Here is a 13,558-nt window from a genome sequence, read left to right as displayed (position 1 = left end):
AGCGACTTAGAAGGATACCACCGCGCCTGATGTGGTTAAAAGCAGGCCAAAGCAATAACAAGTAACTCCCTGTTCTGGCGGCCCGGTGTTTTCCCGTTTGTCCGGTAACCGCCAGCCTTTTTCAGGGCACAACAGAAAAGGGCATCACCGGGCGACGGGCTCATAACCCAATCCACCCGGGCAAGAGGATGGCGATTGCAGTCGCCGACAAATGCAGGTGCCCTTCTCTGTTGTGTATGGAGAAAGTTCGGCGGTTGCAGCCGCCTTAACGAGGGTAAAACCATGAGTAATGACCGCATGACCGCATGACCGTAATGCCAATTTTCTTGGCAGATTAGACACTAGAAGGTGAGTAAAGAGTTTATATTCAATACGTTATAAGTTACATTGATGAATTCAACAATAAGGATATTTTGGAGTCAAAAAGTGAATCAAAATCCATTCTCGTTCTATGATTTTCTTGGATATCTAATACCTGGTGGATTTTTTATCCTGTTAATGTATTTCTGTGGTTTGACATTTGATTTAAATATTGTTGTTGATTTAACTGAATTGCTCAGAGGTAAAAGTCAAATTTTTGGTATTTTAAACTATGCCTCAATAGTCATTATATCTTACATAGCGGGGCATTTTATATCGATCACATCAGCATTTTTTATTGAAAAATATATGAACGAAAAGTTGGGGTATCCTTCCCAATATCTATTCAATAAGTTATCAGATGACTTAGAAATCGTTTGTACGCCATCATGTTGTGAACAAGATGAAGATATCAAAAGAAAAATAAAATACCGCATAATCAAAGCAGTGCTATTACCCATAACACCATGGGATTACGCCACTCAAAAGTTATGTTATTCCAAATCATTGCCATTTCAATTAGCTAGTACTACATGGCGAATGATTAAAGACGGCTATGAGAAAAAGTTCAGACTAGACAATGAATTGTTAAAAGTTGAAACTGGTCTTCATGATGATCTTTTCAGACTGGCCTATCATTATGTCTATGAATTTTCGAATCAACATCAATCAAAAATTCAAAACTATGTTGCATTATATGGCTTTTGCAGAAATATTTGTTTGGTATTTATAATTACATTTTGGATATCCTTCCTAACCTTTATTTGTCGTTTAGTAGAAGGTAGTGGTATTTCTTATAGTTTAATTTCGGTGCTACTTAGCTTTTTCTTCGTCTATGTTTTCTACGTCGGGTTTGTGAAGTTTTATAGACGATATACTTTAGAGGTATTAATGGCTTTCGCAGTACTACAAAGAAAAGAAAATATTAATTAACATCTTACTCCCGGGTGCAGCTGGGATAATGGAGAAATATATGCTGAGCCTCGATTGTGTTCCCATCTCAACTTATTGCAAAGAGACTGGCGAAACCCCAGATGCCATCAACAAACGTGTACAGCGTGGAGTATGGCGTGAAGGGGTTCAGGTGCTAAAGGTCGACGGCGTTAAGGAAAGATGGATTGATCTTAGTGAGGTTGCAAAATGGGCACGACAGAATCGCCTAAACTCCCGCGCGGCGTAACCATCAGGAAACACCGCAACGGCGAAACCATCAATATTACCTTCACTTATAAAGGGGTTAAATGCCGTGAGCCCCTTTCTAATCTGGACGTAACCCCAAAAAACATCAAATACGCCGAGCGCACACTCGGCGAAATCCATAACAAGATAGAGAGGGGGACATTTGTTTATGCAGAATACTTTCCCCGTTCTACCCGGTTAAAAATTTTCGGCAACGCTGCCGCAGGCAAAACAGTGAAGATGTACCTAGACGAGTATCTGGTTATCTGTGAAACGAGAAAACTATCCCCTTCAACAATTGGTGGATATAAGAAATGCCGAAGCGCACTGTCATCACTTCATATTTTTCCTGCAAGTGAGTTGACGCCGGCCGCGCTGAAGACATGGATCCAGAACCAGAAAACAACATTAAAGACTATCCGAAACCAACTGTCATTCCTGCGTTCAGCTTTGGATGAGGCGGTGACGGATGGTGTGCTTCAGATTAACCCTGTATCACTGGTAACAGCCTCACGATACCAAAGTGATAAATCAGAGGCAGAAAGTAGTTATGTGGTTGATCCACTATCACCAGCAGAAGTTGACGCTTTGCTCTCTGCTGCTGGCAATAAGCAGTGGGAGAATCTTTTCCGGTTCGCGATACAAACTGGGCTGCGTAGTTCCGAATTGTGTGCTCTTCGTTGGCGTGATATCGACTTTGTAGGGAAGACTGCACACGTTCAAAATGCCAGTGTAGTTGGCGTCATCAAAGGAACAAAAACAAAAGCCGGTACGCGGAAAGTAAAACTAACTGAAGAGGCATTGATTGCTCTAACGAGTCAGAAGATATTTACGTATATGAAAGATGCGATAATCTTTGAAGATCCTAAAACAGAAAAACCATGGGCGAATGCAGATGCCATAAGGAAAAAAGCATGGGTTCCAACTCTTCGTAAGGCCGGTATCAGATATCGCAATCCATACCAGACTAGGCATACCTATGCCACTAGACATATCAGTAGAGGGGCTAATTTGTTTTGGCTGTCTGGGCAGATGGGGCATAAAGGCCCAGAAATGCTTTTCAGACATTATGGTCGATATATGGAAGAATATGACAAGTATGCGAACAGGAAGAAAGACATAATAAAATATTAGGACAAAATCATGTGAGAGCTGATAACCAGCTCTCGTTCAATCAATTATCTTGTAGCTTAGCATGTTCTACAAAATTGACCGCCGGCAATGATACCGACTCCAGCCCTGCGTTTAACAATAAAGTAGCGACAAAAGCCCTCACATAAGGGTATGCAATTGCAGGAGCGTTAACAGAAGGATAATGAGAATCGAGAAAATCCTTGGTTATCTCTTCATCACACTGAAACAAGAATTTCTGGACAAAAAATAATTTAAATTTTTTATGAGATGTTAATTCAAAATCGAAAGAAATAACGAATGATTTTTTTTCATTCTCATTAAAAAGACAAGAATGGGTAAACGAAAAGTTATTACTTTTTTCTATTTCATCATCAAAATGTTCGATACTAAGGCTTTCAATATAATTATTTAATAATTGAAATTTCATTATCTATGCTGCCTGTGCAATGTCATTTGATTGACTTATAACTATCCCACCCGCAGCCATTGCCAGTAAAGCATTATCATACGAGCAGAAAAACGCCGCATCACGCGGCGTTGCTGTAAAGTTTAATTCTTGAGAGTCAATACTTTTTCCTACCGTGTAAGAATTAGAAATAAAAGTATTAGACAAACTAATGTTTGGAGTGAACATTATATTAGATACAGATTGAGTAGCGACCAAATCACCAGAACTAAAGTGGCCGTCAAAAAACTGGATCTTAGGACCGACAACACCCATGGTTACATTTTGTAACGATTTTGTATCGTCAAGATCATCTTCAACTAACCCATAACGCTCCATCCTTTCAATGAGCACTTTTGGATCAGTAGACCTGATTGAGCTCAACGTCTTCTCAAGCCATTGATTGATGTTCATTGTACTTTCCTCCTTTCTACAGCATAGCGTATGCTTTTGATGCTTGCAGCGGGATCTTTTACACACATAACTCGACAGTTCGGTATCCCTGCATCAACTCCAAAATCTAATTCTTCAGCTGTAGTTTTAATATACTCTTTACGAACGATGGCGTCGACATCATGCTCACACATTACATAGTTGCAAAAGGCACATTTGTCAACAAGCATCTCACCGGTGGGCCTCTTGCCTTGTTCCTTAATGATCTTCATGTACTCATCCCTGATGAGATTCAGTGCGGCAATGTGTGTATCATCATTAAAATCAAGGAAAGATTCGGTTTCAATTAAAGCTTCAAGTACTGATAAAGAAGAATATCTAGGCCTGCTAGATGGGGCTCTTGAATTTGCCCACTGTGCTGCTTTTTCAACCGGCTCCAACAAACCTTTGGCTTCAATGAAGAAATAAGCACCAGAGCCAAGCCAATCTTTCTTTCCTGAACTAATCCGGAAAGTTGAAGACATTATAGATGAAGCGTTAAAAACACTCGTTCCATGGAAACCTGTCCACTGCATCCGATCACTCATCTTTTTCTAGTTTTTCCCGCCTTAAGCAGGGTAAAATAGGATGGCACATTCTATAGATTCATACTATTTGAAACAAGGGTTTTCAGCTAATTCTTACTCATATCTTGTTTTTTGGTACATCGAGGCCATGGCATCATGACTTATGATTGTAATCAAGACTCATCCATAAAATGTTATTGCGATCAATAGTCATAATGGGTCTGTAGAGTATCCGCAGCTTTGCGTTAAAACCAAAAAACGATATAAAACAAATAAATATAAAAGTTCGGACGCGGGTTCAACTCCCGCCAGCTCCACCAAATCATGATCCGGATACGTCCGGTGAAGTACAAAAAGCCCGCATGGTACAAGCCCTGTGGGCTTTTTTGTGTCTGTAGTTGTCCGAGAGCATCCGACTAAATCCCGTGATTATTGGTATACGTTTAGGTATACGGTAAGATAGATACATAAAAGCGTATACCAATTCATGAAGGAGCGTCCGCAGTGGCACGGACAACACGTCCTCTGACCAACACCGAAGTTCTACGCGCTAAGGCGCTAGAGAAGGATCTAACGCTGCATGATGGCGACGGGCTTTTCCTGATAGTGAAAACCAGCGGGAAAAAGCTCTGGCGTTTCCGTTATCAACGTCCGGCAACAAAACAGCGGACAATGATTGGACTTGGTGCTTTTCCTGCCCTTTCGCTTGCTGATGCCAGAGGGTTAAGAGCGGATTATCTTGCCCTATTAGCCAACGGAATTGACCCACAAATTCAAGCTGAAGCTGCACAAGTTGAACAGCAAATCGCTCTGGACAGCATTTTTTCGACGGTCGCCGCTAATTGGTTCCAGCTCAAAAGCAAAAACGTTACCCCTGATTACGCAAAAGACATTTGGCGCTCACTGGAGAAAGATGTATTCCCTGCAATCGGTGAGATTCCCGTTCAGCAAATCAAAGCCCGAAATTTGGTTGAAGCGCTTGAGCCAATCAAAGCTCGTGGAGCGCTTGAGACTGTACGTCGACTTGTACAGCGTATTAACGAAATCATGATCTACGCCGTCAACACTGGCCTGATTGATACAAACCCGGCATCTGGTGTCGGAATGGCGTTTGAGAAACCTAAAAAGCAAAACATGCCGACGCTCCGGCCAGAAGAATTACCGAAGCTGATGCGATCTCTGGTTATGTCGAATCTGTCTGTTTCAACTCGCTGTCTCATTGAATGGCAGCTACTGACCCTAGTGCGTCCTTCTGAGGCTTCTGGCGCTCGATGGGTAGAAATTGATTTCGACACTAAACTTTGGACAATCCCAGCCGAACGTATGAAAGCAAAAAGAGAGCATTTTGTTCCATTATCTCCACAAGCGTTAGATATTTTGGATAGAATGAAAGCCATAAGTCATCATCGTGAACATGTTTTTCCAAGTAGAAACAATCCAATGGTACCTATGAACAGCCAAACTGCAAATGCAGCTCTTAAGCGTATCGGTTATGGAGGGAAACTTGTTGCTCATGGGCTTCGTTCACTAGCAAGTACGATTTTAAACGAAGCCGAATTCAACCCAGACGTGATTGAAGCAGCTCTTGCACATAGTGATAGAAACGAAATTCGAAAAGCGTACAACCGAGCACAGTATCTCACTCAGCGAATTGAACTACTTAATTGGTGGGGAAAAAAAGTTGCGACCAATTTTCTTAACGAATTTTACAGCAAGGAAGAAAAATGAAAAGAAACAATGAGTTAATAAGAGCTGCAATCGCTAAAAAGCGTTGGCAAAATGAGGTATTGCGTAAGGACATAGAATATTGTCCTTATCGTCCTAAGAAAAAGAACAAGTCAAAAAAAGCAGTTGAATACATTAGATTTCCTGCTAATTTCAGTATCTATTCTGCTGATAAAAACAAACATTATAAAGACACTATGAACATCATATATGCTATTTCTCGTATGGCAGATATGGAAACTAAAAAGGTTCATCTTGATTTTTCTCAAACGGAATATATTAAAGCTGCATCTATATTAATTCTTTATGCTACTATTGAACAAGCTATAAAATCGGGAGTAAATTTTAGAATTGTTGCATTTCCGAAAGATTTTAAAGCCACAAGAATAATAAAACGTTCAGGCTTAGAAGTATTATGTAAAGAAAACACACACCAACCTAATTTTGACGGGGATTTCATACCGGTAATAAGTGGTAGCGGTGGTGATTTTCGCGATGAAATTGTAGATTTTATTCAACATAAAATTTACAAAAACAAGATGACACCTGACACTGAAAGTAAATATGGCGGCGCAGTCCAGGAGGCTATTAACAATGTTGCATATCATGCATACCCAGAAATCCCTGAATCTGACCTGAAAAAATGGTGGGTGAAATGCGATCTTGCAGGCGATCAATTATTTTTAGCAATATATGATAAAGGTGTAGGCATACCTAAAACCGTCATGAACAGAACATGGTTTGAGGAAATTCTTCAAAGCACCTACCCAGCTTTAGTATCTCAAATTAAGCGAGAATTAGAAAAAGAAGGCATTGCGAAAAAAGATTTACTTAGTTACAAATTTGGCATTATCAGCGACGCGATGAAAATAGCCATTTCTATGGTTGGTGATGTTACAGGTACAGAAGAGAGCAAACATGGACAAGGAAGTAAAAGCATTAAAGCTTTAGTTACAGAAAATGACCAAGGAACTCTGTGGATTTACAGTAACAATGGATTATATAAGCTAAACTCTGGTATAGTTGAAACATATGATTTGCAAAAGCCGATGCCAGGCACATTGCTACAGTGGAACATTAAGGTTGATCTAGATGAACTTGAAAAAAATTAGTATCGTCAATGACTTCAGCAAGAGCCCCTACGGCCGATATCCTTCTGATGGCAAGTGGAATGGTCAGGTTTTTCGTCAGGAAATCTTGGTACCAGCCCTTAATAGCTATGATAAGGTTATAGTAGACTTGACGGGGTACAATAGGTACGGGCGTTCATTTATTGATGAAGCCTTTGGCGGACTTATTCGTGAAGAAAACTTCACTAAATCTGATTTAGACAAAAAACTCGAGTATCACCATAATGATCTAAAGAGTTTTGAATTATTAATTACGGAACGTATCGAGAAAGCCGCAAATGATACCAGAAAATACTAGCCAAGCTCTAGATCCAAAATATATCGCCGTGATTATTTCTTCAATAATCGCGGTTTTTGGATGGCTAATTTCATCTTATATCAACACACGAACTTTTAAGCGAAACGAAACATCTAAGCTCAAAGATAAAATTTCCTCCATGGTTGAAAGCTTCTTTGATTCTCTTGAGGAAAAAATAAAATCAAGGGGTATTAAGGAAACGGAACTTGATGATTTAATTGCAGGAAAACTTACTTTAATCGAACTACATCTGAATCATTTAGACAGAAAGATAAACATCAAGCTAATTTCTGATGAGCATATAAACAAAATCAGAAGTGAACCATATGATTACTTAACATCATCGAACGGTGATTATAGAAAAAAACTAAATGAGTTGAAGTTCAACACACTAGAACTCATAGAGGAAAACTATACGGAATGGTATTTCAGAAACTCAACTAAATATCACTGGTTAAAATTCAAATCGTTAATCTTTCAAAAATAAAAACTTAAATCACCTCGCGTTATTTTGCGAGGTGATTCCTTCTTTAAATATTCCAATACTCCGCCGCATTTAAATTTTAAAAATTTCAACCCATTCTTATCCTTTTATTCAAACTTCTTTACTACAAAGCTAATCACTAAGCGATAATCAGAACATGTCCCAAAATTGATACTATTAACCTCCAGCGCGCAATGCTCTCCCCGCCACGCCTGCCCGCTTCGTGGGGCGCTTTTAATGCAGGTGCGTGAAGGGGCTAAGGCCGCGCCAGTGCTGGTGCTCCGGGGTGTGGAAAATTCAGGGTTTTGCATGCAAAGCCATGCAGCGTAGGCATGCATGGCTATTTTTATTAAAAAGACGGGTATTTTCGGGGCGTTTTATGCGGATTTTTTGCGGGTCTGCGCGGCCTGTCTGCGCATGAAAATCTGACTCTGTTCAGGCGTATATTTTGCCCGGTTGTCGTCTCTCGATGCTCTGTCAGGCCGGAAACCGATGGTTGTCAGAATCTCGCGATCTTCCTCTGCGTAATCAATATTTCCTCCGCGGGTTACATGAACGGACAGCGCTTCGCGAACACTGGCGGCCGCCCGGTCGAGAGCCCGTTCTCTGACGATGTCAGGTTGTTCGCAGAGATGCATTAATTCCGGTGCCAGCGCGGCGGCCAGCGCGTCGCCGCTTACCTGCATAAAGGCGTGGAGCTGACGACGGATACTGATACGCTGCACGGCCTCATGTGACCGGATGTACTGCCCGGCCGACTGATTTACCGCCCATTTTTTCAGGTCAATATCATCCCGCAGCGCCTGTGCGGCCTCCGGCTGATAACGGGTGCAGGTCAGCTCCAGCTCTTTCAGCGCCATTTCAGCCCGCGCCAGTGCTGACTTGCTGTTCATCCAGTCCGATTTATTCTTCTGACAGGTTTCAAAGGCCTGTTCCAGTAGTGCTCGTGCCATTGTCTTTTCTCCTGAATCAGTGGCGCAGCGATGAGCGGGCGCAGTCCAGAATTCGGGGCGCTGTTTCTGGCACTGTTTGTGGTGGTTCGGGCTTTTCTTCTGCCGGTGGCCGTATCACCTCGTCGATAGACTCGGTAGTGCGAAAGGTTGCGGAGCAAAAGACATTCACGCACTGGAGGTAGCTCTGCTTGACGTTATCCGACAGGTAACGGCTGGTACGGACATGGGCAGCCTGTTTGCAGTACGGACAGCGCATCATGGCTTAACCCCCCGCGATTTTTTCTTCTGTGCCAGCTCCTTAGCCCGCGCCATTCTGAGAACAGGGCTTTTATAGAGTTTCATATCCACGCCGGTGAGTGCCGGACGGTGAAGCCCAATTTTTGAAATTACCGGCTCCTGCGCCATGTTGAATGTGTAGTACCTGCTTTGCGCCAGTACATTCTCCCCCAGCTCCTGAATGAGAACGTTGTGAGGGTGTTCTTCTCCCTTAATCTCGAGTTCACGCAGACGTAACGCGAAAGCGCGTATCAGCGCCAGGGGAATCGCCTTCATTACCGCCGTCCACTCATTCCGGGCATGGACAGAAAGCGCCTCTGAATGGGCGCTGATGTATTCTTTTCCTGATGTACAGGCGTCCAGCATGGTACTGGCTTTATCATCGTTGAGTTCATCAATCAGGGCGGTGAATTCCTCCGCCAGCTCCCGACCGGCCACNCTCATTCCGGGCATGGACAGAAAGCGCCTCTGAATGGGCGCTGATGTATTCTTTTCCTGATGTACAGGCGTCCAGCATGGTACTGGCTTTATCATCGTTGAGTTCATCAATCAGGGCGGTGAATTCCTCCGCCAGCTCCCGACCGGCCACGCGCTGACTGTGCTCGGCTTTCAGTTCCGGGGTCATCATGCCGCGCAGTTCGCGAAAACGGGTACGCCAGTTCTGTTCGGCTTCGGCACTTTCATTCAGGGCGTTCTGACGCTCTTTCTCGCTGCGGGTAATGGCCGCATCAATATCATTCAGTTTCAGCATGTTTTCCGTGTGCGCGGATTTGGCCTTGCTGAATGCCTCAAGCGCATTATTTATCGTGGCCTCTGCGTTCTGGTTTGCTTTCTCGTTAAGGCTGTCCAGTGCACTGTCAATGGCCGTGCGGATGTTCTCATCCTGCGTGCTGCCGATGGTTTTCATTACCGCAGTAAACAAATCTGGTTTCATCGTCGGGTTCTCTCTGTGTTTTCAACCTGACGCCATTCTGCCGTCCCTCAGACAACAACTCGATTCATTGCCGTTGTCGCAGACATGGCACAAACAGGACTTAAAAACCCGGCTGGCCAGAGAAAGGTCGCAGGAAAACCCCTCACTCTGTTTGTTTTTTTACTAATAACTATTCACTACTGTTCACTCAGTATAAAAATATAAGTAAAACAATAAATTAAAGAGTGAACAGTTGAGAAAGAAGTGTTCACCAACTATTCACTACTGTTCACTGGTCTGAACATCCCGAATGTAAATTTTATGCGGTATATCCTATTAATTCATGCTGTTAGGGTGATTAAATCAATTTGCATTTCACTTTTGAAATCTCCAGTGCCTTATAACTGCTTCCAGTGCCTTTAAATGGTCTTGAGTAAAAAAACAGCACCCGTTGTCCCGTGCTTTGTACAATCTCCCCCTGTTGCATTGAGAAAAAATATTCACAAAATAGAGCGCTACCTGATACCGGACGGACACGTCCGGATCTCTGCGGATATTAACGAGGTAGCGTTATGCACACAGTTTCATCAGTACCATCCTCCCCCACCACCGTGCACCCGATGCCGGTTTCAGCCCCGGCTCAGGAGCGTTTTTTACGTCTCCCGGAAGTCATTCATCAGTGCGGCCTGTCCCGCTCCACGCTCTACGATTTAATTGCCCGCAATGCTTTCCCGGCGCAGGTTTCCCTCGGGGGTAAAAATGTCGCCTGGCTGCAGTCTGAAATCACGGCGTGGATGGCAGAACGTGTCGCGCACCGCAACCGGAAATACGACGCATGAATCAGAGCCNCGTTTTTTACGTCTCCCGGAAGTCATTCATCAGTGCGGCCTGTCCCGCTCCACGCTCTACGATTTAATTGCCCGCAATGCTTTCCCGGCGCAGGTTTCCCTCGGGGGTAAAAATGTCGCCTGGCTGCAGTCTGAAATCACGGCGTGGATGGCAGAACGTGTCGCGCACCGCAACCGGAAATACGACGCATGAATCAGAGCCGATTTCACAGAGCCCCTTTTTCTGGCTTGCATCCGTTGTGTGTTTCCTGGTACAGTTTTGTCGCTGTCGCAAAATCGACAGCCGGAATTGGCGTTCCGTATAACTTCAAGGCGACACGACACGCGCCATGCGTGTTTTTTTACGTCGTTGCTCAGGCACACCCATTTTTCGGGCTGTGGTGTTTATGCGTACACCGCGGTTCCAGTCAGATAATGGTAGTCCGGGCGGGGCAGCCTTCGGGCTGGCCGGTACCCTTGAAGGCCGGTTACGCCAACCCCGTTCGGGCTGCCACCAGTGAAATTGGCGTTTCCGGTGGTAGTTTTTCAGACTACTTCAAGGAGATTGCCATCATGGCTACGATCCTCACCCCGTCACACCCTCAGTTTGTCTTTGTGTTTGCCGCCATCCGTCGCGCAGACCGTAAGCCCCGTATCTGTATGCTCCGCACCGTTGCCGGTGACGAACTGGCCGCCCGCCGAACCCTTGTGCGGGAATACGTGCTTTCCCTTGCCGCCCGTCTGCCGGTTGTGGAGGTGTCACATGCATAATAAAAACACCCCTCAGACCGTCTCAACGCGTCGTAATGACCTTAACCCCATGCAGGAACACCTCAGCATTGAGGCGTACCATAAACTCAATCGTGCCAGCGCCGTCTCGCAGTTCGTGGGTGGCGATTTGCTGCGCCGTGAACTGAACGGTTTACACCAGCTATACCTGCCGCAGATTTTTAGTTATATCCATGAGGACGTCAGCTACGTCCTGGAAGAGCTGAAAGCCAAAGGCCTGTGCCGTGACTTTCTCGCCACGACGTCGGGAAACGGAGGTGAGCACCATGTTTGATTTCCCTCAGCCGGGTGAAACATATCGCTGTACAGGATTTCCTGATGTGGTGGTGTCGGGCGTGCTGGCCGACGGGATTCCGTGGGATATGCCGTACCGCTGTCCGGGGCTGGTCTGGAACCCGTACCGGCGCACCTACACCATCCTCATTCGTATTATTGCCGGTGGCAGCATGGCAGAAATTCCGCTAGGTCGTTTTTTGCGGGACTTTACCTGTGAGCATCCCGATGTATTTAAACGCAGTCCTGAAAACCGCCACGTCGTATTACGCGAAATAGCGGCCGACCCGGCATTACAGCAATACCGGGCGCGGAATATCGATAACTATCCTGATGATATTCCCCCGGTTAAACGTCCGGCACCGGTGGCGCATAAATGGCGGAATAATTTCAGGCCGGAAACGGAAATAAAACCAGATAACAGCTACCGCCATTATCTGTAATTAAAAACGACACCCAAAAATAAAATGTGCGTATCTGCGCAGGGATACGCACGTCCTCAGGAGACGAAATAATGCCTGTTAACAGTACGGAACGGCCGCAGAATATAAACCAGCCCACCATCAGCCGGGCAGACCTTGAATGTCTCGAACATCTTCGCAATGTCGGCCAGCTNTAAAAACGACACCCAAAAATAAAATGTGCGTATCTGCGCAGGGATACGCACGTCCTCAGGAGACGAAATAATGCCTGTTAACAGTACGGAACGGCCGCAGAATATAAACCAGCCCACCATCAGCCGGGCAGACCTTGAATGTCTCGAACATCTTCGCAATGTCGGCCAGCTTGTCGGCGACCTGATGCAGGTGCAGGACTGCACCACCGTGCGCCACAATCCGGCGCAGCAGCTTCAGCTCACCTCGGTGATTTACCTCATGACTGCCCGGCTCGACGGCGTGGTCGACCGCTGCAATCAGCGCTGGCTGACCGGGGAGGGCAGTGTATGAAAACCGCATTATCCCCCGTTCTGCGCGCTGCGCTCTATCGCCGTGCGGTCGCCTGTGCCTGGCTGACCCTGTGCGAACGTCAGCACCGCTACCCGCAGCTCACGCTCAGTACGCTGGAAAGCGCCATTGCGGCCGAGCTGGAGGGCTTCTATCTGCGCCAGCACGGCGAGGAAAAAGGCCGTCAGATTGCATGCGCCCTGCTCGAAGATTTAATGGAAGCCGGACCACTGAAAGCCGCCCCGTCGCTGTCCTTTCTCGGGCTGGCTGTGATGGATGAACTCTGCGCCCGTCATATCACCGCACCGGCACTGCACTGAGGGAAAGCACCATGAAAATGAACGTAACGGACACCGTAAAACAGGCGTGCGGCCACTGGCCGCGCATTCTCCCGGCGCTGGGGGTNGCCGCCCCGTCGCTGTCCTTTCTCGGGCTGGCTGTGATGGATGAACTCTGCGCCCGTCATATCACCGCACCGGCACTGCACTGAGGGAAAGCACCATGAAAATGAACGTAACGGACACCGTAAAACAGGCGTGCGGCCACTGGCCGCGCATTCTCCCGGCGCTGGGGGTGAAGGTCATCAAAAACCGCCATCAGGCCTGTCCGGTGTGTGGCGGCTCCGACCGCTTCCGCTTTGACGATAAAGAGGAGCGCGGGACGTGGTTCTGTAACCAGTGCGGCGCGGGGGACGGCCTGAAACTGGTTGAGAAAGTGTTCGGCGTGACCCCGTCAGAGGCGGCCGGGAAGGTGAACGCCGTGACCGGCAACCTGCCGCCGGTCTCCCCGGCGGTGACTGCGGCCGCAGACGCTGAAACTGAGGCCGACCGCAAAGCGGCCGCCGCGCTGGCCGCCAGACTGATGGAGAA

At 46.0% G+C, this 13,558-nt stretch carries 20 protein-coding genes, 1 tRNA gene and 2 pseudogenes; 17 read left to right on the top strand and 6 right to left on the bottom strand.

The features are described 5' to 3' along the window. Nucleotides 1-426 precede the first annotated feature (426 nt). Genes B9P82_RS27170 through B9P82_RS27160 form a run of 3 tightly spaced genes read left to right on the top strand, consistent with a single transcriptional unit; the run spans nt 427 to nt 2,673 of the window. Nucleotides 427-1,293 carry a hypothetical protein gene (locus B9P82_RS27170; RefSeq protein WP_101701372.1) on the top strand — a complete coding sequence of 289 codons (867 nt, stop codon included), beginning with the start codon at nt 427-429 and terminating at the stop codon, nt 1,291-1,293. 40 nt (nt 1,294-1,333) lie between these two features. Next, on the top strand, nt 1,334-1,540 hold the full coding sequence (locus B9P82_RS29195) for a hypothetical protein (RefSeq protein ID WP_003826122.1): 207 nt from the start codon (nt 1,334-1,336) through the stop codon (nt 1,538-1,540). After that, nucleotides 1,501-2,673: a site-specific integrase gene (locus tag B9P82_RS27160; RefSeq protein ID WP_101701371.1), complete on the top strand. Its 1,173-nt coding sequence runs from the start codon at nt 1,501-1,503 to the stop codon at nt 2,671-2,673. The genes B9P82_RS29195 and B9P82_RS27160 overlap by 40 nt, the downstream gene beginning before the upstream one ends. A gap of 40 nt (nt 2,674-2,713) precedes the next feature. Here B9P82_RS27160 and B9P82_RS27155 read toward each other — a convergent pair whose 3' ends face one another. Genes B9P82_RS27155 through B9P82_RS27145 form a run of 3 tightly spaced genes read right to left on the bottom strand, consistent with a single transcriptional unit; the run spans nt 2,714 to nt 4,086 of the window. After that, nucleotides 2,714-3,100 (bottom strand): protein-export chaperone SecB, encoded by a 387-nt coding sequence (locus tag B9P82_RS27155; protein ID WP_101701370.1) that lies wholly within the window; start codon nt 3,098-3,100, stop codon nt 2,714-2,716. Nucleotides 3,101-3,103: 3 nt separating this feature from the next. After that, nucleotides 3,104-3,532 carry a hypothetical protein gene (locus B9P82_RS27150; protein WP_101701369.1) on the bottom strand — a complete coding sequence of 143 codons (429 nt, stop codon included), beginning with the start codon at nt 3,530-3,532 and terminating at the stop codon, nt 3,104-3,106. Next, a complete protein-coding gene (locus tag B9P82_RS27145) occupies nt 3,529-4,086 on the bottom strand; it encodes a hypothetical protein (protein WP_143704296.1) in 558 nt (185 codons plus the stop codon). The genes B9P82_RS27150 and B9P82_RS27145 overlap by 4 nt, the downstream gene beginning before the upstream one ends. A 208-nt stretch (nt 4,087-4,294) precedes the next feature. Between B9P82_RS27145 and B9P82_RS28615 the strand changes: the two genes are divergently transcribed. The 5 genes from B9P82_RS28615 to B9P82_RS27125 all read left to right on the top strand — a co-directional run bounded on the left by B9P82_RS28615 (nt 4,295) and on the right by B9P82_RS27125 (nt 7,717). After that, nucleotides 4,295-4,397: transfer RNA gene (locus B9P82_RS28615), tRNA-Leu, on the top strand. A 184-nt stretch (nt 4,398-4,581) separates the two neighbouring features. Next, nucleotides 4,582-5,805, top strand: a complete 1,224-nt coding sequence (locus B9P82_RS27140; RefSeq protein WP_101701367.1) for an integrase domain-containing protein — start codon at nt 4,582-4,584, stop codon at nt 5,803-5,805. Beyond that, nucleotides 5,802-6,914 (top strand): ATP-binding protein, encoded by a 1,113-nt coding sequence (locus tag B9P82_RS27135; protein ID WP_101701366.1) that lies wholly within the window; start codon nt 5,802-5,804, stop codon nt 6,912-6,914. Before B9P82_RS27140 ends, B9P82_RS27135 begins: the two co-directional genes overlap by 4 nt. Beyond that, nucleotides 6,895-7,230 carry an STAS-like domain-containing protein gene (locus tag B9P82_RS27130; protein WP_101701365.1) on the top strand — a complete coding sequence of 112 codons (336 nt, stop codon included), beginning with the start codon at nt 6,895-6,897 and terminating at the stop codon, nt 7,228-7,230. Before B9P82_RS27135 ends, B9P82_RS27130 begins: the two co-directional genes overlap by 20 nt. Continuing rightward, nucleotides 7,211-7,717, top strand: coding sequence for a hypothetical protein (locus tag B9P82_RS27125; protein ID WP_101701364.1), 507 nt, complete (start codon nt 7,211-7,213; stop codon nt 7,715-7,717). Before B9P82_RS27130 ends, B9P82_RS27125 begins: the two co-directional genes overlap by 20 nt. A gap of 374 nt (nt 7,718-8,091) precedes the next feature. Here B9P82_RS27125 and B9P82_RS27115 read toward each other — a convergent pair whose 3' ends face one another. The 3 genes and pseudogenes from B9P82_RS27115 to B9P82_RS29580 all read right to left on the bottom strand — a co-directional run. Continuing rightward, nucleotides 8,092-8,667 (bottom strand): phage polarity suppression protein, encoded by a 576-nt coding sequence (locus tag B9P82_RS27115; RefSeq protein ID WP_101701363.1) that lies wholly within the window; start codon nt 8,665-8,667, stop codon nt 8,092-8,094. A gap of 16 nt (nt 8,668-8,683) precedes the next feature. Further along, nucleotides 8,684-8,926, bottom strand: coding sequence for an ogr/Delta-like zinc finger family protein (locus B9P82_RS27110; RefSeq protein WP_101701362.1), 243 nt, complete (start codon nt 8,924-8,926; stop codon nt 8,684-8,686). Nucleotides 8,927-9,402: 476 nt separating this feature from the next. After that, nucleotides 9,403-9,877 (bottom strand): annotated as a pseudogene (locus tag B9P82_RS29580) (capsid protein); the annotation flags it as partial. 551 nt (nt 9,878-10,428) lie between these two features. Here B9P82_RS29580 and B9P82_RS27095 point away from each other — a divergent pair. From B9P82_RS27095 to B9P82_RS27060, 9 genes and pseudogenes are all read left to right on the top strand, one after another. After that, on the top strand, nt 10,429-10,695 hold the full coding sequence (locus tag B9P82_RS27095; RefSeq protein ID WP_101701361.1) for a helix-turn-helix transcriptional regulator: 267 nt from the start codon (nt 10,429-10,431) through the stop codon (nt 10,693-10,695). Between the two features lie 4 nt (nt 10,696-10,699). After that, nucleotides 10,700-10,897, top strand: a pseudogene (locus B9P82_RS27090) (helix-turn-helix transcriptional regulator); the annotation flags it as partial. After that, nucleotides 10,894-11,454: a host cell division inhibitor Icd-like protein gene (locus B9P82_RS27085; RefSeq protein ID WP_101701360.1), complete on the top strand. Its 561-nt coding sequence runs from the start codon at nt 10,894-10,896 to the stop codon at nt 11,452-11,454. The pseudogene B9P82_RS27090 and the gene B9P82_RS27085, both read left to right, overlap by 4 nt. Next, a complete protein-coding gene (locus tag B9P82_RS27080; RefSeq protein ID WP_101701359.1) occupies nt 11,447-11,746 on the top strand; it encodes a derepression protein in 300 nt (99 codons plus the stop codon). Before B9P82_RS27085 ends, B9P82_RS27080 begins: the two co-directional genes overlap by 8 nt. Then, complete coding sequence (locus tag B9P82_RS27075) at nt 11,739-12,188, top strand: hypothetical protein (protein WP_101701358.1); 450 nt, start codon at nt 11,739-11,741, stop codon at nt 12,186-12,188. The genes B9P82_RS27080 and B9P82_RS27075 overlap by 8 nt, the downstream gene beginning before the upstream one ends. 243 nt (nt 12,189-12,431) lie before the next feature. Continuing rightward, nucleotides 12,432-12,692, top strand: coding sequence for a hypothetical protein (locus B9P82_RS27070; RefSeq protein WP_233620975.1), 261 nt, complete (start codon nt 12,432-12,434; stop codon nt 12,690-12,692). Then, entirely contained in the window at nt 12,689-13,009 is a 321-nt protein-coding gene (locus B9P82_RS27065) for a DUF5375 domain-containing protein (protein ID WP_016151192.1), read from the top strand. The genes B9P82_RS27070 and B9P82_RS27065 overlap by 4 nt, the downstream gene beginning before the upstream one ends. 11 nt (nt 13,010-13,020) lie before the next feature. Then, nucleotides 13,021-13,179, top strand: a complete 159-nt coding sequence (locus B9P82_RS28610) for a DUF5375 family protein (RefSeq protein WP_168188464.1) — start codon at nt 13,021-13,023, stop codon at nt 13,177-13,179. An 11-nt stretch (nt 13,180-13,190) separates the two neighbouring features. Beyond that, nucleotides 13,191-13,558: primase-helicase zinc-binding domain-containing protein (locus B9P82_RS27060; protein WP_305764031.1), on the top strand; the 368-nt coding region annotated here is incomplete at its 3' end.

This window comes from Citrobacter sp. L55 (assembly GCF_002850715.1).
Classification (GTDB): domain Bacteria; phylum Pseudomonadota; class Gammaproteobacteria; order Enterobacterales; family Enterobacteriaceae; genus Citrobacter; species Citrobacter braakii.
The sequence above is the reverse complement of the archived record's forward strand: the minus strand, read 5'-3'. Positions and strand labels throughout refer to the sequence as shown.

Coding starts and splice junctions, on each gene's coding strand:
- B9P82_RS27080 (WP_101701359.1), top strand. CDS start 11,447: ATGCATAATAAAAACACCCCTCAGACCGTCTCAACGCGTCGTAATGAC.
- B9P82_RS27130 (WP_101701365.1), top strand. CDS start 6,895: ATGAACTTGAAAAAAATTAGTATCGTCAATGACTTCAGCAAGAGCCCC.
- B9P82_RS27115 (WP_101701363.1), bottom strand. CDS start 8,667: ATGGCACGAGCACTACTGGAACAGGCCTTTGAAACCTGTCAGAAGAAT.
- B9P82_RS27070 (WP_233620975.1), top strand. CDS start 12,432: ATGCCTGTTAACAGTACGGAACGGCCGCAGAATATAAACCAGCCCACC.
- B9P82_RS27135 (WP_101701366.1), top strand. CDS start 5,802: ATGAAAAGAAACAATGAGTTAATAAGAGCTGCAATCGCTAAAAAGCGT.
- B9P82_RS27125 (WP_101701364.1), top strand. CDS start 7,211: ATGATACCAGAAAATACTAGCCAAGCTCTAGATCCAAAATATATCGCC.
- B9P82_RS27085 (WP_101701360.1), top strand. CDS start 10,894: ATGAATCAGAGCCGATTTCACAGAGCCCCTTTTTCTGGCTTGCATCCG.
- B9P82_RS27160 (WP_101701371.1), top strand. CDS start 1,501: ATGGGCACGACAGAATCGCCTAAACTCCCGCGCGGCGTAACCATCAGG.
- B9P82_RS29195 (WP_003826122.1), top strand. CDS start 1,334: ATGCTGAGCCTCGATTGTGTTCCCATCTCAACTTATTGCAAAGAGACT.
- B9P82_RS27065 (WP_016151192.1), top strand. CDS start 12,689: ATGAAAACCGCATTATCCCCCGTTCTGCGCGCTGCGCTCTATCGCCGT.
- B9P82_RS27095 (WP_101701361.1), top strand. CDS start 10,429: ATGCACACAGTTTCATCAGTACCATCCTCCCCCACCACCGTGCACCCG.
- B9P82_RS27075 (WP_101701358.1), top strand. CDS start 11,739: ATGTTTGATTTCCCTCAGCCGGGTGAAACATATCGCTGTACAGGATTT.
- B9P82_RS27145 (WP_143704296.1), bottom strand. CDS start 4,086: ATGCAGTGGACAGGTTTCCATGGAACGAGTGTTTTTAACGCTTCATCT.
- B9P82_RS27110 (WP_101701362.1), bottom strand. CDS start 8,926: ATGATGCGCTGTCCGTACTGCAAACAGGCTGCCCATGTCCGTACCAGC.
- B9P82_RS27155 (WP_101701370.1), bottom strand. CDS start 3,100: ATGAAATTTCAATTATTAAATAATTATATTGAAAGCCTTAGTATCGAA.
- B9P82_RS27150 (WP_101701369.1), bottom strand. CDS start 3,532: ATGAACATCAATCAATGGCTTGAGAAGACGTTGAGCTCAATCAGGTCT.